Source organism: Vibrio crassostreae, assembly GCF_024347415.1.
Lineage (GTDB): Bacteria > Pseudomonadota > Gammaproteobacteria > Enterobacterales > Vibrionaceae > Vibrio > Vibrio crassostreae.
On the sequence record NZ_AP025477.1, the window covers coordinates 733,718 to 754,126 of the forward strand.

Consider the following 20,409-nt stretch of genomic DNA (forward strand, 5'->3'; position numbering starts at 1 on the left):
GTTTGTTTCGATTCTTTCAGCAATCAACAAACAAAATAGGTTAAGGAACCTTAATGGATAAGGCTCCCTAACCTATTGTAAATCTGCCTGTTTTCTCTAACCTTTCCGGCTAACCAGTCATTTCGTGTTCTGCGCTCTCATTCGCGACCTGCTTATTTACACTGTCTTTCTTATCTAAGTTGTATTGGCTTTTAATCTGATCAGCGACTTTTTCAGCAATCATAATGGTTGGCGCATTAGTGTTTGCCCCAATCAGTGTCGGCATTACCGAAGCATCAATGACTCTCAAGTTATCCAATCCATAAACTTTGAGATCTTTATCTACCACGGCTAATGAATCACTATTAGGCCCCATTTTACAGGTTCCAACAGGGTGATATTGGGTATCAGCTCGGTTACGGATGTCTTGCTCTATAGCCTTGTCATCATTGACATCAACAGGATAAAAAGCATTGCCACGAATATCATCGAACGCTTCGCTTTCTAGCATTTGATACTGCTTTTTCCACCCTTTAATCATGATCTCCATGTCTTCAGGATGGCTGAAAAACGCAGGGTCGATCCTAGGTGGATCATAGGGATCATTACTATTGAGCGTTACAGTGCCATTACTTTTGGGACGCAACAATGTGACATGAGAGGTAAAGCCATGACTGGTATGGATTTTTCGGGCATGGTCATCCACTACAGCGACCACAAATACAAACTCTAAATCAGGCACCGCGATATGATCATCTGAACAAAGAAAGCCGATTCCCTCTGCAAAGTTACTGCTCATCTTACCACGGCGTTCTTTGTGCCATAAGGGCAGTGCTTTGGTCATTTCAGATACCATTTGCAATGAAATACCGAACGTTTCGCGCTTTTCGCTGCACTTATAGGAGTGAACCAAGTCGATATGATCTTGCAGGTTCTTGCCCACACCGGGTAATTCATGAACTTGTTCGATACCATGCGTCTCTAGTTCAGCTTTACAACCGACACCAGACAGTAATAGCAATTGGGGAGAGCCAAAAGCACCTGCAGACAAAATGACTTCCTTGTTGCATCGGATCTGATAACGTTTGCCATTGGAGCCGTATTCAACACCTACCGCTTTCTTACCTTCAAACAAAACCTTATGTGTGGTTGCTTTGGTCACGACGGTAAGATTCGATCGTGACAGGTTTGGAGTTAGGTAAGCCTTGGCAGCACTGCACCGTTCGCCATTCAGCTGAGTGACCTGAGTCGGCATTGCACCAAACTGAGCAGCCCCATTTATATCTTCATTGCGTGGCACACCTATCGACTCACACGCAGTTAAATACCGCTCCAACATCGGGCTTGGCGACCTAAGATTTGCCACATTAAGAGGACCACCTTGGCCGTGATACTCATCTTGGTGAACTTCGTTATTTTCTGCTTTCTTAAAGTAAGGCAGACACGAATCATAGTTCCAGCCAGCATTGCCTAAGCTCTCCCATGTGTCATAGTCATAACGATGTCCACGGGCGTACATCATGGCATTGATAGAACTAGAACCGCCGAGTGTCTTACCCCTCGGTTGATAGCCCTTGCGACCATTTAAACCCGGTTGTTCAACGGTCTCGAACGCCCAGTTATTGAGCTTAGTCGGCATCATCGCTACAACACCCACTGGAGTATGAATAAATGGGCTCGTGTCTTTACCACCAGCCTCCAACAAACAAACGGTCGTATTTGGATCTTCAGACAGCCGAGAAGCCATCACACAGCCAGCGGAGCCACCGCCCACGATAATAAAGTCATAGTTATCCATTGATTGCCTCCGCGGCTTCTAGAGGATGCAACTCTCGTTTCAATATTTTACCTGTTGCCGTCATGGGTAATGCACTACGAATGAACACCTTACGAGGATATTTGTAATCCGCGAGTTGCTCACGACACCAAGCCATCAAGGCTTTGCTATCACATTGAGTATGCTCGTGAAGCACCACATGGGCATGAATCTCTTCACCGAGCTGATCATGATGTTCACCCACCACCGCGACCATTTCCACATCAGGGTGACACATCAATACTTCTTCAATTTCTCGCGGATAAACGTTGTAACCGCCTCGAATAATCATGTCTTTCACACGATCAACAATGAACAAGTTACCGTGCTCATCAACGCGTCCGATATCACCCGTTAAAAACCAACCATCTCGAATCGAGTCTGCCGTTGCTTCAGGTCGTTGATAGTAACCTTTCATGACACTTGGGCTCTTAATGCAGACTTCTCCCAAATCCCCCATAGCGACTGAGTTGCCTTGTATATCAGTAATCTTAATGAGGTGGCCACATAAAGGCTGACCCACACTGCCCGTCAAACGATCGCCATCAATATGGTTAAAGGTCGCAACCGGCGCCGTTTCTGAGAGCCCATACCCTTCTAAGACTGGTAATTCGAAACGAGATTCAAACTGTCGAATAACCTCAAGTGGCATCGAAGCACCACCAGACACACCAAGCCTCAAGCTATGTTTAACTTGCTCTGAGCGCTCTAAAGACCCTTCTCCAGCTTTTAGAAGCGCAATATACATCGTAGGAACGCCCGCAAACACACTGACTTTATGGTTAATGATCTGCTCGATCACCAAGGACGGCTCAAAGCGCGGAATCAACACCATGGTAGAGCCCGTTAACACGCTCGCGTTCATCATCACGGTTTGGCCAAAACTGTGGAATAGAGGAAGTGTGGCCATTGTGGTATCGCTATATTCCAATCTCATAAGATACTGCGAAGACATCGCATTGGTTTGCATGTTGGTGTGGGAAAGCTCAGCCCCTTTTGGCTGCCCAGTCGTACCAGAGGTATAAAGGATCACAGCAGTATCATCGCCATGACAAGCCACAGATTCAAAAGGAGTCAAAGGTTGTGCTAACCAATCAGCTATTGATTCATGCTGCTCATGGTTTTCTGAAAGCAAGGATGTTGCGCCGTTTGGTATTGGCATAGACACGAAATGTTCGCAGTTATCGGCCTGTACAAAACCTTGTAATCCATAGCGTCCGATAGGTAACTCTTCACTGCCCTCAAAGCATAAATAAGCTTTCGCATCTGAATCATTAAGGTGATAAGCGATCTCTCTGGCCTTGAATAACACATTCAAAGGCACCACCACACAGCCCGCTTTTAGAATCCCGTAATAAGCAATGGGGAAATAAGTCACATTGGGACACGACAGCGCGACCTTATCTCCCTTTTTTAACCCGAGCCTTTTAAGGTTCGCGGCCACGTTTCCAGAAAGTTGTTCTAACTGAGAAAAGCTGACTTCATCCGATCCCATACGCAGAGCGGCTTTAGTTGGAAAAAGCGAAGCGCTGCGCTCCAAGTTAACAGCAAGATTGTGCATCCATGATCTCCTTATTCGGCTTGACCTAGCGGTCACATTCGCCTTAGACGTTTTAATCGTTGTAATAAGTGTTGTCTTTGTTGCTATCAAATTCTGCACATTGGTGTGTCATGTAGGTAAGAGTAGTTATTGAGCAAAATAGTAGGTATTGAGCAAAATGTTTAAGATGTTCCAATATGCAACCCATCAAATTACAACATTTTGATAACATTTCGAACAGGTTTCAAAAAGACAAAAACCGGTGATATTCGGACGCAGCTCTATCAGGCCTTGTAAAACCTTGCACACATAAAGCAAAAGTTTGAACAAGCTTGGGAAAGTGAGAACAGGCGACAAGCGTAAATGTTAAGAGTTCGGTTAAGATGGGAATCTTAAACAAGAGGCAACCTATGGAATACACCGCAGTCTACGAACCCGATATGCAAGCATTCGGTATTCTTGATCTTCAATTACTGCACCGCTATATGTCACCCGCCCTCAATATCGAAGCATTATTGGAAGGCAGTAACATTCATGCTCTGCAACTCAACACGCCAGACACCCACATTACCTTGGCGCAAAAGTTGGCGGTGTTCAGTAACGCATTGGCGAATACTGATGAAGGCGGTTTAGGGTTAAGAGTCGGCCAACAAGCACGGTTTAGCGACTTTGGTGTTCTAGGTTATGCAGTATTCAGTAGTGAAACGCTTTTAGATGCTTTGCTGATTGGATTTAAATATCTGCAGCTTGCTGGCCCTGTACTTAGAAAAACGATGTCAGTAAAAGATAACGTTGGATACTTTAGAGCCGAGCAGCTGATCGACTTGGACTCGCTGCTGCCATTTTGTTGCGAATATTGGTTCACCGCAATTCAAAGCCTGTGTGAAGAAGTACTACAACAACCATTCCCATCCCAAGTGATCCGCTTCCCTTACCCGAAGCCAGAATACGGCGACCTCTACACAGAGATTTTCCGTTGCCCTGTTGAATTCAATAGTGATCGCCTTGAATGGCAGTTTGATGCAACAAGTTTGTACTCGCCTCTTCCTACCGCCAATACCATCACGCTGCAGATGTGTCTGAAATCGTGTGACGACATGTTGGCAAAAGTCAGTGCGTCCACCAGCCTAAAAGAAAAAGTCTCTCAAATGCTACTAGAGAGACCTGGATGTTACCCTTCGATAGAATCTATTTCATCAGAATTGGGGATGTCTTCTCGAACGCTACGCCGGCACCTTAAAGCTGCCGATACCAGCTACCAGAAGATACTGGACCACGTTCGTTTTCACCTTTCTCGACACTACCTTTCTTCAACTCAAATGAGCATTGAAGAGATATCTGAGCGCGTTGGGTTTTCAGACAGCGCTAACTTTCGACATGCCTTTCGTAAGTGGAGTGGAAGCTCGCCCAGACAATACCGAAAAGAAGTGGTCTAACACGATTAACGCCCTAAATTAAAATCTGATGAATACAACGAACCTCTCTCCGTCTTTCAAATTAAATAGTCGTTTGAACAACGCTTTATCGGCTATTTAACCGCAGAAAATATCGCGAAAACATGAAATATCACAACGGTATTTTAGCTAACACACACGATAAATTTCTTTTATCTTAACGACCATTTTTATTCGTTTTACCCAATTCAGTTTCTCCCCCATAGTCGCGGAAAATTCATCGTTTCTTTCACTATCAGAGGCTCCTGCATTGGACAACATCCAACCAACAACTCGCATAACTGTTCCTGTTATTGCATTGTCTTTTTACGCGATCGCTTCAGGCTACTTAATGAGTTCATTACCATTAATGCTGTCTGAGTATGGCTTAGACAAAGATCTATCGAGTTGGTTGGCGAGTGCATTCTATGCAGGTCTACTGGCTGGTACATTGTTGATTGAACGTGCCATTGCGCGTGTTGGTCACAAAGACGCGTTCGTCATCGCATTGAGTGTGTTCATCGCAACGATCCTTGTATTGCCATTGATCCCACACCAAGCTGTATGGCTATTAGCTCGCTTTGTGGCTGGTGTAGCGGTTGCAGGTATCTTTGTGATTGTAGAGTCTTGGCTAATGAGCGGTGACGAGTCACAACGCGCAAAACGTCTCGCTATCTACATGTGCTCACTGTACGGTGGTTCTGCAGTTGGTCAGCTTGGTATCGGTTACCTAGGTATTACTGGTGGTGTACCTTTCATCGCAATGTTCACCCTTCTGTTTGGTGCGATCATTGTTCTGATGTACGGACAAGCAACACCACCACAGATCCACGATGCGCAATCTTTGTCTTTAAAACAGATCAGCAAATTAAGCCACAGCGCGCTAATTGGCTGCATTGTGTCTGGATTAACGCTAGGTGCGATTTACGGCTTGATGCCAGTTGAACTTGCTCAACGTAACATTGCGCACGAAGACATTGGCGGTTTGATGGCTTTGGTTATCATGGGTGGAATGGCTGTACAGCCGATGGTGACTTGGTTATCTCACCACATAGGACAAGTGTTATTAATGGCTCTGTTCTGCCTGCTAGGCGTTGCAAGCATTGGTGTGCTGACTATCAATCACGATTTCTACGTACTAGGCATGAGCTTGTTCGTATTAGGCATGGCTACATTTGCGCTATACCCAATCGCGATTAACTTGGGTTGCCGAAACCTTGACCCAAGCTACTTGGTGTCAGTGACTCAGATCATGCTACTTTGCTACAGCATCGGTTCTGTTGCCGGACCAATCGTTGCAGACAGCTTTATGGATTCACAAGCAGGATTATTCACTTACCTGTTCGCGTCTCTACTTGCTACAACGATCTACATGTTGATTGCTAGTCTAAAGCGCTCTCACCTGCAGATTGCAGGCGAGTAAGCTCAAATAGACAGACACAAGAGACGTGTCATCAGGGCTCTGAGTTAAGACTTCATGTCTAAGCTAAGAGCCCTTTTTGTTTTATGCCAACGGTAAGAAAGATCGACAACAAATAACAATAACGTCTATTATTTTAGAAAGTTAAGGTTGAAATACGTAACCTTCACCAGTGATGGTAATGATTAATCCATCTCCGAATAACGATCTTATTTCGGATATCGCAACAATCACAGATGAGTTGGTCACTTTCTCACTTTCCCAGCCAATCTTCTTTAATTGACTAACACTGAACAATTCACCCCTATGTCGATTCATAAATAGAATGATCTTTCGGTATGCCAAAGGCATGGTAGCCAGTACGTAGCCGTTCTCTACGTTGCGAACAAGCTTGGTGTTGAGTTCAACAATTTTACCGTTTAATTCAAGTACTACGTTGTTTTCAGAATGGTTCGTTTCTATTACAGGATAAGAGTCCATTTATATATCATTCCCTTACTATATAGCCAGCGACAATGTCAGATTTGTTCGTATTTATATAACGTCGCTTATATGTGGACGTTTTAGATTTGACGATAATCAATGGAATTCGTACGGTAAAGAGATTAAATTTTTATTATTAAAATATTAATAGGATATCAATAGAAGATTATTTATTACTCCATGACATACCCTTCGTTGGAAACGGTTTGTATACAACGGCAGTCGAGAATCCTTCGTATCTCGTAAATAGCGACCAATACAGACGCACATGTCACAGCTTTACCAGCCCAGCCTACGCTCTTCAATATTTGCTTGCTAACTACTTGACCTCTGTTCAGGTAAAGATAGAAAAGCACTTTACGATGAGGCTCAGAAAGCGTTCCTATTATTGAACCACAGCCCTGTTTTCGAACAATTTTTGTGCCTGATTGAAACTCTTTACTATTTAAAATGAGCTTTGATGGAAGAACAAAATCATCCACCTCGCCGATATCTTGTTGCATTTATACCTCACCCTGCATATGCAGTCGTGCTTTTAGATGTTTCTGATAGTACCGAATAGGGCAAAAATACTAAATTGATAGATAGCTCAATACAGTAATATTACTGCAAAGTTTGATCTTGCGTAATTGATCGAGGAAATAAGCATGGCTAACCGGGCAGTCGATGACTCTTTCGATATTGACTAGGTGACAGACCGAAATGCTTTTTGAAACGATGTGAGAAGTTATATGGGTCTTTATAGCCTAGACGATTGGCTATCATCGACACCGACCAATCTTGCTGCTTCAACAAACTGGTGGCTTTATCCATTCTCAACTGAATCAATTTGCTGCGTGGTGATAGGTCGAATAGCGTCTTGGTGACTCGATTAAGTTGCTCTTCGCTGATAAACACCCTTTGTGCCATGCCAGCGACGGTCCATGGTTGGTGCAGACTGCTTTCAATCTCATTATAGAGTGCTTGAACACGTGCAGTAGTACTGGTCGACTTAGGCTCAAATCCCGTCAATGTTCGGATAATTTCACTCAAGAGTAACTTACGGTAACTGGCTCGACCGCCTATCTCAAAGTAAACCAAGTTCATTAATGACCAGATCTGCTCACACTCTCCGAACGGCACAATCCCCTGACCTAAACTTGCTATGTGCTGCCATTGCTGCGTATCGGGCGTCAGCATCCACGCCATTTTCCAATAATTATATTGAGGATCAAGTTCAAAACGAAATGGGGTTTCAGCAGGAAGAACCACCAGCGTATAAGGTGTAATCTCTTGTACGGATGTTGCGGTTGTTAGAATACCGCCACCTTCCATAGTGAAAATCAACGTATGAACATTAACGGATTCTCGCTCAACCCAATAACCATCATATAGCTTCGCCATACCTCCCATGTAGACACCAAAGCTTTTCATCTCTGGAATATCTTCAACGGTCAAAAAACGTTCTTTGCACTGTTCAGCGAGAAAAACATCATCGTGCCAAGTTGATTTTGGTCTCATTGAATCAATGACAGATTCGCACAGGTTTTGTTGTTTTTTAAACATGTTGTTACTTCGCTCAAATCACTATAGTTCTGCCATAAATCGGAGAGCTTATGACAACTAACATCAACCCTAACTCATCTATGAATAACAAGCCAGAGAGCATATTACCTCGTATCGTTAAACTTGGTTTACCTGTTGCTTTACAAAGTGCGCTTGTCGCTATTCTTGCCCTTGCTGACGTATTAATGGTCAGTGACTATGGTATGGAAGCAGCTGCGGCTGTGGGAATTGCATCAAAATGGCACTTCGTTGCTATTATGATTATGGCAGGGTTGGCTTCAGCAAACGGTACATTAGTCGCTCAATATTGGGGAAAGAATGACCGAAAAAGCGCACGAACGGTATCATCTATCGCGATGGTGTTTGGCCTAAAAGTTCTATTGCCTGTGACTGCAATCATCACTCTTGGTTCTCAGTTTTTAATGATGTTGCAAACCAGCGATCAAACCGTGATTAAGCTTGGCGCGACTTACCTTTGGTATGGATTCCCTGTTCTACTTCTGACTCACATTGTTGTCGTAGTAGAAGCAAGCATGCGCTCATCAGGTGACACCGTAACTCCATTATTGCTTGGTGCGGTGACAATTGCCCTCAACATCGCACTTAACTTCGTGCTCATCAAAGGTGCCTTCGGTATTCCAGCGATGGGTGTTGCAGGTGCGGCATTAGCAACAACTTTAGCGCGCTTGATTCAAGTGGGTTTGATGTATGGCTACATGCGTATGCGTAACCACTGGCTGTTAACGACACCGAGTTCACCACATCGCCCGTCGCTTTGGTTGTCTTACCGTCGTATTGCGCTACCACTTACTATGAATGCCGTTTTATGGGCAATGGGTACCATGGCATACCAAATGATCTTTGGTCACATGGGCACAACAGAACTCGCAGTCTTCTCAATGCTCGCGCCGTTTGAGTCGCTGTGTTACTCGATATTCTTTGGTATCTCGGTTGCGTGTTCAGTGTTGCTTGGCCACTCACTAGGTCGTGACGAATTTGATGACGCCATGAGTATGGGTCTGACCTTCATTAAAGCCGTGGTTGGTTTTGGTGCGGTTGTAGGTTTGCTACTGTTTATGGGTAAAGAGCATGTTCTATCATGGCTAAACCTGACCACAGACGCTTTATACCCGCTTGCTTCACCAGCGATGATGATCATGTGCTTTGCGGTTGTGATTCGTATGCTCAACATGGTAATCATTAACGGTATTATTCGTGCTGGTGGTGATAATGCGTTCTGCCTTCGCATGGATTTCATCGCGATGTGGTTGGTAGGCATTCCAGTATGTGTTTACGGCGCATTTATCGCTGGATGGGACTTCAAATACATCTATGGTCTGATGTTAGTAGAAGAAGTAGTGAAACTAGCTATCTGTTCACACCGTTACTTGAGCCGACGCTGGATCAACAACCTAACGGTTACTTATGAAGAACCACAAGCGGCGTAAGTTACAGTTACCTGGCTATATTCAAGCTTAGATAAATCGTATCTACATCAAAAAAGGTCTGAGAAATCAGACCTTTTTCGTTTCTTTAGAAATTACTTTCAAGCGCCACTTACTTCTTGTTCATTCGGATATGACGATTAGATACGTTCGGCAGCGGCTTTTCAGGCACTTTCCGCTTCTCATGAATCAGATGTCGAATCGCTAAAATAGGATGCTTAAGTAGCATTCTTGGCCCGGCATAGCGCATCACTAAACGCATTTGCTCTTTCGGATCAGGTTTATAGCAATGAATCGGACACTTATTACAGGTCGGTTTTGCTTCGCCATAAGGACATCTATCCAGTCGTGTTTCGGCATAACGCAGCAGTTGCTCACACTCCTCACATAACGCATTATTCTGACGAACTTCACCGTGGTGATCTTTGCAATAGATGTGCACCATCGCAATAACGGTTTTGTACTCCGTTGCGAGCTCGCCTTGTAGAATATTGTTATGTTGGAACATGTTTTAATTACCTAATGAGAAACCGTACAGGTTGAGATTAACACTTTCGCTTATCACATCTTCAACTCGCTCAAACACAAAGCCTAATTTAGTCAGTAGTGCGATACTTCGAATGTTATCAGAGGTTGTGATGGCAACTAAATGATCGATATCAGCATTCTGCTTAGCTTGTTCAATTATCGCCTCCGCTGCTTCTTGGGCAAAGCCTTGACCATAAAACTCAGGAACAAACCCGTAGCCAATATCATGCGACTCTAAGGTGTCTCTTTTTATTAGTCCGCAGATACCAATTGGTGTTGAACAATCCTTGATTTCAACCATCAACAAACAGACTCCCTTCTCTTCGTGCATCTTAAGAATGTTGTTTTCGATGTATTCGACAGCCTTGTCAGTGTCGCTGATTTCCTTATCACCAATGTAACGCAGGAAATCTTCTGAGCTGTATAATCGCTGAATAAACGCCGCATCTTGAGGCGTGATCATTCTTAATCGTAAACGTTCGGTCTCGACGGCCTGCATAGTGATATTTTCCTTGCTGAATACCATGTAAATATTGAGTTCTAGAGCTAAAATGATTATCCTCCACCGCCTAAACTAAATACAAGGCTATGCAGCAATGAACCGTAAGAAAAAAATCAATCAAATTCTAAAAAAGAAGCAGAAACAGGCGAATTCTAAACTGCATAGTAGCAACAAGCCTCGCTACATTTCTAAAGCTGACCGCGCAAAAATGGAAGCTGAAGAACAAGCTAAAGCGGCTCAAGAGCACGCTGAAGGTTCAGTAGAAGCGACTGTCGAAGCTGAAGAGACAAAAGCTGCAGAGTAAGTTAAAACTCGCAGTCCTCTTGTCCAAATCTCCGTACTGAGTCAATGGATAAGAACAAAAAAGCAGCCTTTATTTGGGCTGCTTTTTTGATCCTACCATTTTAATCGCGCTGATTAGCCTTTGAATGGCTGCACTTCCCAACGGGCAAACGGCGCTTTTCCATTAATCCCAGCTCTACCCCAACGATCAACAGAATCCACCACTAAAATACGCTCATTCGGTACCAATGATTTAATCAAGTTATTTGGCTTTTTCGCTGTGACTAACCATAGAGCATCGTCTTCTGAGAACATCTCTTTAAGCTTGGCTTTGTCTTCGTCTGTCCACTCAAGCTCGGCTTTGAACATACGCTCTTCAACAAACAATTGGCTGCCAGAGGCGAAATCTTCCAAGCTTTCTGACAGCAGCAATACTGAATCCACGTCGTTATCCAGTAATACTGCTTGCTGCTTGTTGATCAGTTCACGAACATCCAACATCACACGTTGTAAGTTACTATCAATCGTTCCAGCTTGCGCGGGCCACAACAACTTAAAGTCGTCAGCCACAATCGCCGCCATACGCGTTAAGTTGGTCGGGTTTAACCACGCGTATTTAGACACATCACCATTCGACAATGTAAGGACTGCAACACCTTGTGCACGCGGTGTAATTGCTTGAGCCGCATCTACTTCCACTAAACGGATATTGCCTTGTCTTGCGTATACAAAGGTAGGATCCGCTTGCCAGATCGATGACAGTGTTACCGCAACGGTCGCCTTTTCGCCGGATTGAAGCACTTTATTCGCACCCTTGGTACCAAACCAATTCGGCAGACGGTCAATACCGTAGCGCTTGGGGGGCAGGTATTCGGTCGTAATGTCTGTGCCTTTAGTTAGCTCTGTCGCCAATGCATAAGTCACAGGTGTACTGGTTAGGATATCTTCTGCATTCACATTCAGTGACAGCACAGAACCAGCCATTAATACACTACCAAGTACACTCACTTGAGCCGTTGCTTTTACTGAGCTAGCGATACGATTCATTAAACAAGTCATGATTACGCCTTTCTTACGATTCGGTATAGCGTTGCTGCTAGGAAAAACGTCGCAGAAACGATGATGATTGACGCGCCCGATGGCACTGGCAGTTTTAGCTCCATAGGCAACACAGTTCCAACCAAACACGCGATGATTGCGAGCAACGCCGACAGCAGTACAAAACTCCCCATACGTTTGGTTAGCAATCGAGCGGTCGCACCTGGAATCAGCAACAACGCACCCACTAAAACCGCACCTACGATCTTTACGGCCGCAATCGTTACTAAGGTGATCATCATGACAAACAAGTAATCGTAAAAGCTGGTATTGTAACCGCGCACCTTGGCAATATCAGGGCTGATACAAGTCAGGAGAATACGGTTGAAGGTCGGTATCAAGAGCAAAATGATGATCGCGCAACTGCTTGCAAGAATCGCTAAGTCTTGGTCTGTTACGGTAAGAATCGAGCCAAACAGTACGTTTTCAAGCATGTGGATATTGATCTTACGTGCCACGTACATCAGCAATGCCGCGCCAACCGCTAACGCAAGTGCAAGGAAAACGCCGACTAAGGTGTCGTATGGCACATTGGTTCTATTTCTCACGAAGTGAAGAAGCAAAGCGAAGATCATACAGAAGCTAAACAAACCAATGATTGGGTTTTCTGGTGGTTCGCCAAGTAAAACACCAATAGCGATACCGGTTAATGCTGCGTGGCCTACTGCCTCAGAGAAGAAAGCCAGACGCTTGGCAATCACCAAAGTGCCAAGACCACCTAATAGAGGACCAAGTAGTAACGCTGCAACCAAAGCGTTTACCATGAAGGCATACATGAAGCTGTCTGATAACAAACCCGCTTCAACACCACTAATGGCAAGTTGTCGTAACCAATCCATTACGCAACCTCCTTCGATTTGGTCATGGCAGAACCACTACTGTAATGCTGAAACAAGCTCTCAATTTTGCTTGGGTGTAAAACTTCTTCATGCGGGCCACTATCTACTAAGAATCGGTTAACGACATGTACGTTCGCTTCAAGTCGACGAACTGCCGTTACATCGTGGTGCACCGCTAGAATCGTTCGACCTTCATTCACACATTCACGAATTAGCGATTCCAGATAACGAACGCCCTGCTCGTCCATACCGGTCGTAGGTTCATCCAATACCAGTAAGCTTGGGTTATCCAATAACGCTTGAGCAAACAAAACACGTTGCTGCTCACCACCCGACAACTGTCCCATACGACGGTCGCTACGTGTCGCCATACCAACGCGATCTAACTGTGCGAGTGCAAGATCCAGTTGCTTAGATTTACGACGCCAAAATAGAGGGATTCGCGTTTGATTTAGCAGAACAAAGTCCATGACCGTCAACGGTAAGCTCGACTCGAATGTCGCTTTTTGAGGCACGTAACCAATACTTGGCTTTTCTGGCCAATGAATGTTGATCGCTCCAGAGAAAGGCGTCAGTCCAAGTACTGATCTCAGCAAAGAAGTCTTGCCGCCACCGTTTGGTCCCATGATCACATGACACTCGCCCGCTTTAAGTTCTAGCGAGATATCTTCAAGAATCACATTATTATCGTACTGTAGACCCAGTTTATTGATTAAGATTGATGGACCTAGCATTATACGTTCCCGCTTTTAGCTTGGTTCGCCGCCGCAAATTTCATTGCTTCGATTAACGTTTCTAGGTTCTTCTTCATTTCAACTGCGACTTTGTCGTCTTCATATTCGCCGTGCGTCATGTGAGAGAAACGGTAAAGCTGAACGCCCGTTTCCGCTTCAATGGTGTCAACAAAAAGGTTTGGCATGTTGAGCTCATAGAACAGAACATCAATACCCGATGCGCGGATCTTCTCGATCGTCTCTTGCAGTTGGCTAGCACTTGGTTCAACACCGTGTGCAGGCTCAATCACCGCCGCAACATCTACACCAAACTCTTGAAGGATATAACCGTAAGCATTGTGCGTAGTCGCTACTTTCATGCCTGATGTGTCTAGCTCACCTAGTGACAACATCGCATCACGCTTCATAAAGCGAAATTGCTTGGCGTATTTACGCGCGTTCTTGCGATAAAACGTAGCATTGTCTGGGTCAAGCTTAGAGACTTCGCTGGCGATGGTGTAAACCTTTTGAATCGTTGTCGAAAGCCCAACAAAGGTATGCGGGTTAACAGCACCTTGACCAACAGACTGACCAAGAGCAGGAAGTAGAGGAACTTCTTTATTTGCTTCGATCACGACTAAGTCATCACGTTGCGCTGCTGAAATCACTTTAAGCGCGAAGTCATCGTGGCCAATACCGTTTACTACGATTGCATCCATCTGGCTCAATCGCTTTAAATCATTGGGTTGTGGTAAGTAGTTATGTGGATTGAAACCTGCGTCAACCAAAGGAAGAATGTTCACTTTGTCTCCTACTACTGCTTTTACGTAGCTGTAGTAAGGCTGAAGCGTGATACCAATCGTCAGCTTGTTGCTGTCGATATTATATTCTTTTGCCAATGCACTGGGTGCCATGAACACCGCTAATAACGGCATGAACAGAGTCATAATTCGCATAGTAATTCTCTTATTATTAGTGAGCATCGCTTTCATGATGCTGTTCAATTTCTGATTCGTTCACGACCATTTTCCAACCAGTAGACTCAAGCGTGTGTTGGTCAAAAGTAGCTGGCTGTTTCGCTACGCCATCCAAGAAGATCCAGATTTCAGGAGAAACGCTGTTCGCGTTTAAAATAAAGGAATCCTCAGAACCATGATCGGTTGGCGTAGCTTGTTCACTTGGTGTCGCAGATTCACTTGGAGCAGAGAAATAGTAACCACGCTCGTCCAATACCCAAGCATGAGAACCTTTGCGCTTCCAACTCTGATCTTCTACAAACGGGGCAACCCATTCATCTTTGAGTGACGCAACACTCGGCCATTCTCCATCTGAGTCCATGTGCAGGTCACGAATTTCTTCATGCGCTAAACGCAGCTCTGATAGCATCGCCAAGTTTTCTTGTTCAACATCAGTCACAAGAATTTGATGATCAAGCACTGGTTTAACGTGGGATTCCGCCTGATGAAATGGGATCGCGACAGTTGCAAAACAAAGGATGAACACAATGATCAGCCCTACCCATTTGCCCTCTCTGCCGCCCGTATCAGCACGTACGCTTTGAATCATCATTTTTCGCTGATCTCTACAACATCAACTTCAACTGGAAACTCATGACCTGAATCGAACACAAGGTAGAACTCAGTGTCTGGATGTGGGAATTCAACGATAGAACGTTTATCTGTCATCTCTTTTGCAATCAAGTTGTCTTCGTAATCGTACATCTCAACTGCGTAATCAATCGCTTTGCTGCCATCCGAATAACCCGCTTCACAAGCAACAGTCTTGCCTTCAAACCAGCAGCTCATCAGCGGAAAGTGTGCTTGCGCAGGTAATGCAGCGAAACCAAGTCCCAGTACTAAGCAAGGAGTCATTAAAGCGTTAAGTTTTGTTTTTATTGTCATGGTTTGTACTCTAGCCACAGTGCAAATTCTCAGAAGTAAACTGAGCGATAAAGGGCTCAAATGAGCCCTTAAGTTTTTTGGTTTTGAATCAGGGATCTAGCCCCGATATCACAGACTATTGAAGCAGTGCTTCGAACGTTAGGTGAACGTTCGCGCTTGCTTTGTCTGCCAGTGGGTTGTCAATCAACTCACCTTTGTAGTTCGCTTTCATTACGTAACGACCCGCTACGTCTGGAGTAAACGTGATTTCACCGTTCTGATCACTCACCACATCAATCTGCTCTTGGTGGTTGCGGTACAGCGTCCCATCACGAGTAATCTCCGCTTTCACGTCTTTCTGGATTTCACCGTTGTAGAAGAACTGGAATGTCACTGGTTCGCCTTCAACGATATCTGAAGGGTGTGTCACAGGCTTCATTTCAAGAAGCTTGCCTTCAATTTTGAACACTGAATCCGTTGGCTTACCTACCGTGATGTAGCTTTCTGCACGAGTAAAACTGATTTGTGTTACCACGTCACGTGATTTTTCAGGAAGCACAGAGTCACGCTCGGCTTTATTTGCTTTAATCCACTTCACCGTGTCACGGCGACCCGCTTTGTATTGCGTGTAGTAAGACGGCTGGTTGTTGATCGCCACTTTGTGTGTACCTTCTTCTTCAAAATAGAAGTCGAAGATTGAACGACGCTTGCCACGAATAACAAAGTTAGGACGCTCGCTGCGACCATCAGGCATGATGACATGCGCATTTTCGCTGCCAGCAGGCTTATCAAAAACAAACGTACCGTGAGACGCAGTAACGTCGAACGTTAGCCAATCACCACCTTCTTTAGATACTGTAAAGTGAGATGGCAAAATCCAACGTGGGTGAGCTTGTGCCGTTGTCGTTGCTGCTAGGCCGAATGCCATCACACCCGCTAGAGCAAGCGCTTTGATTTTTGTCTGTTTCGTCATGTTCAATTCCATTATTTATAATTGTGTTAGCCGTGTCGCTCTATCTGAGCCTACGATGACCACTGTCTATTCTGTTCAGCTTGGTTTTAGTTCGTACTTACTAGTTACTGTACGCACTTACTATTTAGCGATGTAGTTCAGGGTGATTTCACCCGTCTCTTCCGTTGCTTTTAATTCGTAAGATGTGTTTGAATCTGTGAGTGATACTTTTTGACGAAGGTAGTTACGGCCACCGTGTTCGCGAACTACTTCGATATGAACCGTGTACTCGCCTTGTTCTAACGTTTCACCGCTGTCGCTCTTGCCATCCCAAACGAAACGGTACTGACCAGCAGGACGTGTTGCAGACGTCACCGCATCAACCAATTCACGATCGTAACGGCCAACCTTTCTCCACCAGCTACGCAGATCCTTAAGCCATTCGTCTTTACCGACCCAAAGCTCGATAGTTTTCACTGACTTTCGTTCGCTATTCTCTACCCACACCGCCACATAAGGGCGTGCATACATAGAGGTATCAATCTTTGGAAGCTCAAAGCTGACATCCAGTTTTGCCGTATCAGGAATCGCTTGTGCCATACCTAGGCTTGGCAAAAGAGATAAAGCAAGAAGCGCCTTGCTCCAGTTCATTTTTTTCATTTTTAACAACCTTTAAAATCCGTTTAACCTTAAGTTCGTTCTTCAATCCGATTCATCAATCGAATCAAGCGTTAAGGCACGGCGACAAAATAGATAACAAGTGAGATTGCAGACCCAAACACCGTCCATTTGATGGAAGTATTAAGCGTCTTTTTCTTAGGTAACAGTAAGCACACGCCAGTAAGCACAAAGAAGATCATCAATAGCGCTGTGATATCGATAAACCATTTCCATACTTCACCGCTGTTACGACCTTTATGTAGATCGTTCAACAATGCGATAACGCCGTAATTAGTGGTTTCGACTTCTACAAACTCAGACGTAACGTCAACAAAAACGGAAGCGTTGTAGCCTGGTCCTTTGAAGTCCATAGACACTTCACCGATGAGCAACTCACCGCCTTCAATATCTGCATAGATGTCCAAACCTGAAGGAACACCAGACAGATTGGCTTCTTCAAACAGAAACGTTTCAAAGGCTGTCTCGTCGGCTTTTAATCGCCCGTCTTGGATCGTGAACAAACTCGTAGGAAGCTCTAAAGTAGAGCGTTGAATATTGGGTTGGCTTGATTCAAATAACTCAGGTCGGTTCAGGGTGATACCTGTCACTGAGAAAAAAAGAACCACGAACAGAAGCGCCATAGAAATATAAACATGAAGTCGACGAGCCCATGACTGAACCGCCCTACTTTTTAACGACATACAAACCAATACCTATAAATTTTATGGCGACAATTTAGTTGATAATCATTCGTATTGGCATTCAATTTACATTGTTTACGTTTGCCGAGTGGCATAAGGAAATTTACATAACATTACATGGGAAGTAATCGAACTGTATGCATATTCTTGCTAACGTGTACTAGAGGGATTTGATTCGTTCTATTAGAGGTTATCGATAACAGGGTCAAAGCTCAAAAAAACTCAATCTCAACACGCTTGATTGAGATGGGTTTAAGGTAACAGTTGTGGCTTTAAGGATAGAAAGTTGGGACTATTTTGATCATTGGTTTGATGATAGCTAATGAAGCTTAAAAGGATTTGAAATGCGTATTTTTGTTTTGGCTTTTGCTGCGCTAGCGACGGCGTGTACCAGCCAAATAATCAGCACGGAAGAACATATTCAACAATACATCGGTTCAGAAATAACCGATGTACAAGAACGTTATCTCACCGAACGGTCACGCCCTATCAGTTTTTGGGCGTCTCGAAACTATGCTTGGATTGAAACCGAGAAGCCGTTAGACAATGGTTATACAGTGCATGCCTTTAAAAACCCTTATCGTGACTGCACCATTAATTGGGTTGTCGACACTAGCGGTGTGATTCAAAGTGCAACGCCTAGTGGGACAATGTGCGATCCTTAGTCAAACCAAACTGTAAAACTAGGTAAGCTCTAACTGAAAAATCAAAAAGGGTGTCACTTGAACCATCAAATGACACCCTTTTCTATTTGTTACTTTCTCTTGTCTTCTGTTGTGTTAACAGCAATTAGACATTGCCGTTATCACTCACTGTTCTTAACTGAGTCAGATATTTAATCCAACCTTTTGCTTCAGAAGAAGGTTCAATGTTGTTCGCACGTTTCGCTTGAGCGAGAGCATTATCAAGATTCTTTAGCTTGTACCATGAACGTACTTTCGCTAAAGCGACATCGGCTTGCTTGTTCTTGTCTTTCACTTTATCTAAAACAACCAGAGCTCGGTCGTAGTAACCTTGCTGAACCAATAGCTGAGCCACATTCCAATGATACTGAGTGTCTTTTTTAGACGCTAACGTCCACACTTCAATCGCATTGTCCCACTCTTTCGCTAGCTGCCAGTAGGTTGCTTGTTCAGCCAGAAGTTGAACATCGTTGTTCGCATCATCTAACTTAGCGATCTCTTGTGCTGCTCTCTCTGGAATGCCTCGTTTAGCATAAAGCTGAGCCAGTAATCTACGGTCTGAGTTTTTCAACTCAACACCTTGTAGATCAGCCAACGCTAGCGTGTTCAATGCATCACGATTACGTTCTAATCTTAGCTGAATACCAACAAGTTGACGCCACCAGTTATCTTTCTCTGGTTGAAGTTCAATGAGGCTTTCCAGTGTCGGAATAGACTGTTTCCACTGCTTTAACTGTAGCTGAGCACCCAATTTTAGCGATAAAGGTGATAGCTCTTGTTTTGAATTGAACTTGTCGCGATTACCAATGGCCACCAGTACTTTTGACCAGTTTTCAATTTGATATTCAGCTTGTGCAATTCGCATCCAAAGTGTGTCTTTCTTTTCCTTTTCTGGCGCAGTTTTTACTAACTCGTAATAGTGCGGAAGCGCTTTTTTAAACTGCTGATCGTTTAGTAATAGATCAGCAAGCATGCGTTTCGTTACCCAAGCCTGTTCATCCACCAGTAAATTACTGTCGACCGCATAAGTAAGCTGCTTAATTGCCGTGTCGGTTTTACCATCTTGCCAGTAAAACACACCAAGCATGCGAGCTACGTACGCTTTGTCGTAGCCTTTCGAAAGCTCCAATCCTGCAAGTACGTCAATCGCCTGTTTAACCTGTTCATCTTGAGCAAGCTTATGCGCCTTTTGAACACGAATAGCAGTATATTGGGTCAGCTCTTGCGCCTGTGTTGTAAGGGGCATTAACAACAAGCCCACTAATATCCATATCTGTTTCATCATTTTGCCAACTTAAACTCTAGTTTCACGGTTTGACCAACCTGAGCTATCGCTTTTCCATCGACAACTTTTGGTTGATATTTCCATTTTTTAAGTGCTCTCATCGCTTCACGTTCAAACATACGACGTGGGTTTGCGTCAGTGACTTGAATGTCAATTGGGCGTCCCGTTTCGTCGATGGTAAAAGACATAATGACATGGCCTTCAGCGCCGCGCTTCAGCGCTTTCGGCGGATAACGAGGTTCTACTCGATACAGAGGCATTGCCTGTTGGTTTGACCCAAAATCAGAAAATGTCGGTGCGTTAATCGCTAGGCCGTCAATCGATGTATTCAAATCCAATGACGGCAGTGAAGACATCGAATTCAGAGGCGTGACTTCAGCTTGTGACTGAGACGTTTGCGCTTCCGGTGGCGGCTCTGGCATTTCTGGTTTCTCAGGGACGGCACGTTGTCTTCTTTGAACTTCTTGTTCTTGTTCAACCATCACCATGTTGAAACTTAACGTCTCGCTATCATCTGGTGAACGTTGGTGGCCATTATCGACCATCCAAGCCATGAAAGAAAATAGAGCTAGGCCCAATGCACCCGCCAGCGGTAAAGCAAGAAATAGGCGAATCATTTATGAAG

23 protein-coding genes are annotated in these 20,409 nt (G+C 44.4%); 5 read left to right on the forward strand and 18 right to left on the reverse strand.

The genetic code is table 11. From position 1 onward, the window contains the following. Positions 1-109: 109 nt before the first annotated feature. Together OC193_RS18990 and OC193_RS18995 are read right to left on the reverse strand one after the other, a co-directional pair. On the reverse strand, positions 110-1,777 hold the full coding sequence (locus OC193_RS18990; protein WP_048662817.1) for a GMC family oxidoreductase: 1,668 nt from the start codon (positions 1,775-1,777) through the stop codon (positions 110-112). Beyond that, positions 1,770-3,356, reverse strand: coding sequence for a long-chain-fatty-acid--CoA ligase (locus OC193_RS18995; protein ID WP_048662818.1), 1,587 nt, complete (start codon positions 3,354-3,356; stop codon positions 1,770-1,772). The genes OC193_RS18990 and OC193_RS18995 overlap by 8 nt, the downstream gene beginning before the upstream one ends. Before the next feature lie 389 nt (positions 3,357-3,745). Between OC193_RS18995 and OC193_RS19000 the strand changes: the two genes are divergently transcribed. Further along, positions 3,746-4,771: an AraC family transcriptional regulator gene (locus tag OC193_RS19000; RefSeq protein ID WP_048662819.1), complete on the forward strand. Its 1,026-nt coding sequence runs from the start codon at positions 3,746-3,748 to the stop codon at positions 4,769-4,771. Positions 4,772-5,039: 268 nt separating this feature from the next. Then, positions 5,040-6,191: an MFS transporter gene (locus OC193_RS19005; RefSeq protein ID WP_048662820.1), complete on the forward strand. Its 1,152-nt coding sequence runs from the start codon at positions 5,040-5,042 to the stop codon at positions 6,189-6,191. A gap of 141 nt (positions 6,192-6,332) precedes the next feature. Here the strand turns inward: OC193_RS19005 and OC193_RS19010 are convergent, their stop codons facing one another. The 3 genes from OC193_RS19010 to OC193_RS19020 all read right to left on the reverse strand — a co-directional run bounded on the left by OC193_RS19010 (position 6,333) and on the right by OC193_RS19020 (position 8,216). Beyond that, positions 6,333-6,668 (reverse strand): helix-turn-helix domain-containing protein, encoded by a 336-nt coding sequence (locus OC193_RS19010; protein ID WP_048660133.1) that lies wholly within the window; start codon positions 6,666-6,668, stop codon positions 6,333-6,335. Positions 6,669-6,844: 176 nt separating this feature from the next. Continuing rightward, positions 6,845-7,174, reverse strand: a complete 330-nt coding sequence (locus tag OC193_RS19015) for a winged helix-turn-helix domain-containing protein (protein ID WP_086738384.1) — start codon at positions 7,172-7,174, stop codon at positions 6,845-6,847. Positions 7,175-7,322: 148 nt separating this feature from the next. Further along, complete coding sequence (locus OC193_RS19020; protein ID WP_048660132.1) at positions 7,323-8,216, reverse strand: helix-turn-helix domain-containing protein; 894 nt, start codon at positions 8,214-8,216, stop codon at positions 7,323-7,325. A gap of 50 nt (positions 8,217-8,266) precedes the next feature. Here OC193_RS19020 and OC193_RS19025 point away from each other — a divergent pair, with 50 nt between their 5' ends. Continuing rightward, complete coding sequence (locus OC193_RS19025) at positions 8,267-9,664, forward strand: MATE family efflux transporter (protein WP_048662821.1); 1,398 nt, start codon at positions 8,267-8,269, stop codon at positions 9,662-9,664. 109 nt (positions 9,665-9,773) lie between these two features. Here OC193_RS19025 and OC193_RS19030 read toward each other — a convergent pair whose 3' ends face one another. Next, positions 9,774-10,169, reverse strand: coding sequence for a nitrous oxide-stimulated promoter family protein (locus OC193_RS19030; RefSeq protein WP_017060975.1), 396 nt, complete (start codon positions 10,167-10,169; stop codon positions 9,774-9,776). A gap of 3 nt (positions 10,170-10,172) precedes the next feature. After that, on the reverse strand, positions 10,173-10,688 hold the full coding sequence (locus OC193_RS19035) for a GNAT family N-acetyltransferase (RefSeq protein ID WP_048660129.1): 516 nt from the start codon (positions 10,686-10,688) through the stop codon (positions 10,173-10,175). A gap of 97 nt (positions 10,689-10,785) precedes the next feature. Between OC193_RS19035 and OC193_RS19040 the strand changes: the two genes are divergently transcribed. After that, positions 10,786-10,995: a DUF2986 domain-containing protein gene (locus OC193_RS19040; RefSeq protein ID WP_048662822.1), complete on the forward strand. Its 210-nt coding sequence runs from the start codon at positions 10,786-10,788 to the stop codon at positions 10,993-10,995. 113 nt (positions 10,996-11,108) lie between these two features. On the opposite strand, the gene OC193_RS19045 is transcribed toward OC193_RS19040, so the two are convergent. From OC193_RS19045 to OC193_RS19085, 9 genes are all read right to left on the reverse strand, one after another. Beyond that, on the reverse strand, positions 11,109-12,032 hold the full coding sequence (locus OC193_RS19045; protein WP_048662823.1) for an ABC transporter substrate-binding protein: 924 nt from the start codon (positions 12,030-12,032) through the stop codon (positions 11,109-11,111). A gap of 2 nt (positions 12,033-12,034) precedes the next feature. Continuing rightward, positions 12,035-12,910, reverse strand: a complete 876-nt coding sequence (locus OC193_RS19050; RefSeq protein ID WP_048662824.1) for a metal ABC transporter permease — start codon at positions 12,908-12,910, stop codon at positions 12,035-12,037. Next, positions 12,910-13,644, reverse strand: a complete 735-nt coding sequence (locus tag OC193_RS19055; protein WP_048662825.1) for a metal ABC transporter ATP-binding protein — start codon at positions 13,642-13,644, stop codon at positions 12,910-12,912. Before OC193_RS19055 ends, OC193_RS19050 begins: the two co-directional genes overlap by 1 nt. Then, a complete protein-coding gene (locus OC193_RS19060; protein WP_048662826.1) occupies positions 13,644-14,579 on the reverse strand; it encodes a metal ABC transporter solute-binding protein, Zn/Mn family in 936 nt (311 codons plus the stop codon). Before OC193_RS19060 ends, OC193_RS19055 begins: the two co-directional genes overlap by 1 nt. Before the next feature lie 16 nt (positions 14,580-14,595). Continuing rightward, positions 14,596-15,192, reverse strand: coding sequence for a DUF6162 family protein (locus OC193_RS19065; RefSeq protein ID WP_048662827.1), 597 nt, complete (start codon positions 15,190-15,192; stop codon positions 14,596-14,598). After that, positions 15,189-15,524: a hypothetical protein gene (locus OC193_RS19070; RefSeq protein ID WP_048662828.1), complete on the reverse strand. Its 336-nt coding sequence runs from the start codon at positions 15,522-15,524 to the stop codon at positions 15,189-15,191. The genes OC193_RS19065 and OC193_RS19070 overlap by 4 nt, the downstream gene beginning before the upstream one ends. A 115-nt stretch (positions 15,525-15,639) precedes the next feature. Further along, entirely contained in the window at positions 15,640-16,476 is an 837-nt protein-coding gene (locus OC193_RS19075; RefSeq protein WP_048662829.1) for a DUF4198 domain-containing protein, read from the reverse strand. Positions 16,477-16,596: 120 nt separating this feature from the next. After that, on the reverse strand, positions 16,597-17,115 hold the full coding sequence (locus OC193_RS19080; RefSeq protein WP_048662830.1) for a DUF2271 domain-containing protein: 519 nt from the start codon (positions 17,113-17,115) through the stop codon (positions 16,597-16,599). Positions 17,116-17,186: 71 nt separating this feature from the next. Further along, positions 17,187-17,816, reverse strand: a complete 630-nt coding sequence (locus OC193_RS19085) for a PepSY-associated TM helix domain-containing protein (protein ID WP_048660119.1) — start codon at positions 17,814-17,816, stop codon at positions 17,187-17,189. A 344-nt stretch (positions 17,817-18,160) separates the two neighbouring features. On the opposite strand from OC193_RS19085, the gene OC193_RS19090 reads away from it, so the two are divergent. Next, positions 18,161-18,481, forward strand: a complete 321-nt coding sequence (locus tag OC193_RS19090) for a hypothetical protein (protein WP_048662831.1) — start codon at positions 18,161-18,163, stop codon at positions 18,479-18,481. 124 nt (positions 18,482-18,605) lie between these two features. Here OC193_RS19090 and OC193_RS19095 read toward each other — a convergent pair whose 3' ends face one another. Further along, positions 18,606-19,784 (reverse strand): tetratricopeptide repeat protein, encoded by a 1,179-nt coding sequence (locus OC193_RS19095; RefSeq protein ID WP_048662832.1) that lies wholly within the window; start codon positions 19,782-19,784, stop codon positions 18,606-18,608. After that, the gene (locus tag OC193_RS19100) at positions 19,781-20,401 is read right to left on the reverse strand and encodes an energy transducer TonB (RefSeq protein WP_017067523.1); all 621 of its coding nucleotides are present in this window, start codon (positions 20,399-20,401) and stop codon (positions 19,781-19,783) included. The genes OC193_RS19095 and OC193_RS19100 overlap by 4 nt, the downstream gene beginning before the upstream one ends. Positions 20,402-20,409 lie beyond the last annotated feature (8 nt).

Excerpts from the sequence above, each read along its gene's own strand:
- OC193_RS19080 (WP_048662830.1), bottom strand. The coding sequence starts at position 17,115 with ATGAAAAAAATGAACTGGAGCAAGGCGCTTCTTGCTTTATCTCTTTTG.
- OC193_RS19055 (WP_048662825.1), bottom strand. The coding sequence starts at position 13,644 with ATGCTAGGTCCATCAATCTTAATCAATAAACTGGGTCTACAGTACGAT.
- OC193_RS19025 (WP_048662821.1), top strand. The coding sequence starts at position 8,267 with ATGACAACTAACATCAACCCTAACTCATCTATGAATAACAAGCCAGAG.
- OC193_RS19015 (WP_086738384.1), bottom strand. The coding sequence starts at position 7,174 with ATGCAACAAGATATCGGCGAGGTGGATGATTTTGTTCTTCCATCAAAG.
- OC193_RS19060 (WP_048662826.1), bottom strand. The coding sequence starts at position 14,579 with ATGCGAATTATGACTCTGTTCATGCCGTTATTAGCGGTGTTCATGGCA.
- OC193_RS19100 (WP_017067523.1), bottom strand. The coding sequence starts at position 20,401 with ATGATTCGCCTATTTCTTGCTTTACCGCTGGCGGGTGCATTGGGCCTA.
- OC193_RS19020 (WP_048660132.1), bottom strand. The coding sequence starts at position 8,216 with ATGTTTAAAAAACAACAAAACCTGTGCGAATCTGTCATTGATTCAATG.
- OC193_RS19095 (WP_048662832.1), bottom strand. The coding sequence starts at position 19,784 with ATGATGAAACAGATATGGATATTAGTGGGCTTGTTGTTAATGCCCCTT.
- OC193_RS19075 (WP_048662829.1), bottom strand. The coding sequence starts at position 16,476 with ATGACGAAACAGACAAAAATCAAAGCGCTTGCTCTAGCGGGTGTGATG.
- OC193_RS19010 (WP_048660133.1), bottom strand. The coding sequence starts at position 6,668 with ATGGACTCTTATCCTGTAATAGAAACGAACCATTCTGAAAACAACGTA.
- OC193_RS19000 (WP_048662819.1), top strand. The coding sequence starts at position 3,746 with ATGGAATACACCGCAGTCTACGAACCCGATATGCAAGCATTCGGTATT.
- OC193_RS19030 (WP_017060975.1), bottom strand. The coding sequence starts at position 10,169 with ATGTTCCAACATAACAATATTCTACAAGGCGAGCTCGCAACGGAGTAC.
- OC193_RS19065 (WP_048662827.1), bottom strand. The coding sequence starts at position 15,192 with ATGATGATTCAAAGCGTACGTGCTGATACGGGCGGCAGAGAGGGCAAA.
- OC193_RS19045 (WP_048662823.1), bottom strand. The coding sequence starts at position 12,032 with ATGACTTGTTTAATGAATCGTATCGCTAGCTCAGTAAAAGCAACGGCT.
- OC193_RS18990 (WP_048662817.1), bottom strand. The coding sequence starts at position 1,777 with ATGGATAACTATGACTTTATTATCGTGGGCGGTGGCTCCGCTGGCTGT.
- OC193_RS19040 (WP_048662822.1), top strand. The coding sequence starts at position 10,786 with ATGAACCGTAAGAAAAAAATCAATCAAATTCTAAAAAAGAAGCAGAAA.
- OC193_RS19070 (WP_048662828.1), bottom strand. The coding sequence starts at position 15,524 with ATGACAATAAAAACAAAACTTAACGCTTTAATGACTCCTTGCTTAGTA.
- OC193_RS19035 (WP_048660129.1), bottom strand. The coding sequence starts at position 10,688 with ATGCAGGCCGTCGAGACCGAACGTTTACGATTAAGAATGATCACGCCT.
- OC193_RS18995 (WP_048662818.1), bottom strand. The coding sequence starts at position 3,356 with ATGCACAATCTTGCTGTTAACTTGGAGCGCAGCGCTTCGCTTTTTCCA.
- OC193_RS19050 (WP_048662824.1), bottom strand. The coding sequence starts at position 12,910 with ATGGATTGGTTACGACAACTTGCCATTAGTGGTGTTGAAGCGGGTTTG.
- OC193_RS19090 (WP_048662831.1), top strand. The coding sequence starts at position 18,161 with ATGCGTATTTTTGTTTTGGCTTTTGCTGCGCTAGCGACGGCGTGTACC.
- OC193_RS19085 (WP_048660119.1), bottom strand. The coding sequence starts at position 17,816 with ATGTCGTTAAAAAGTAGGGCGGTTCAGTCATGGGCTCGTCGACTTCAT.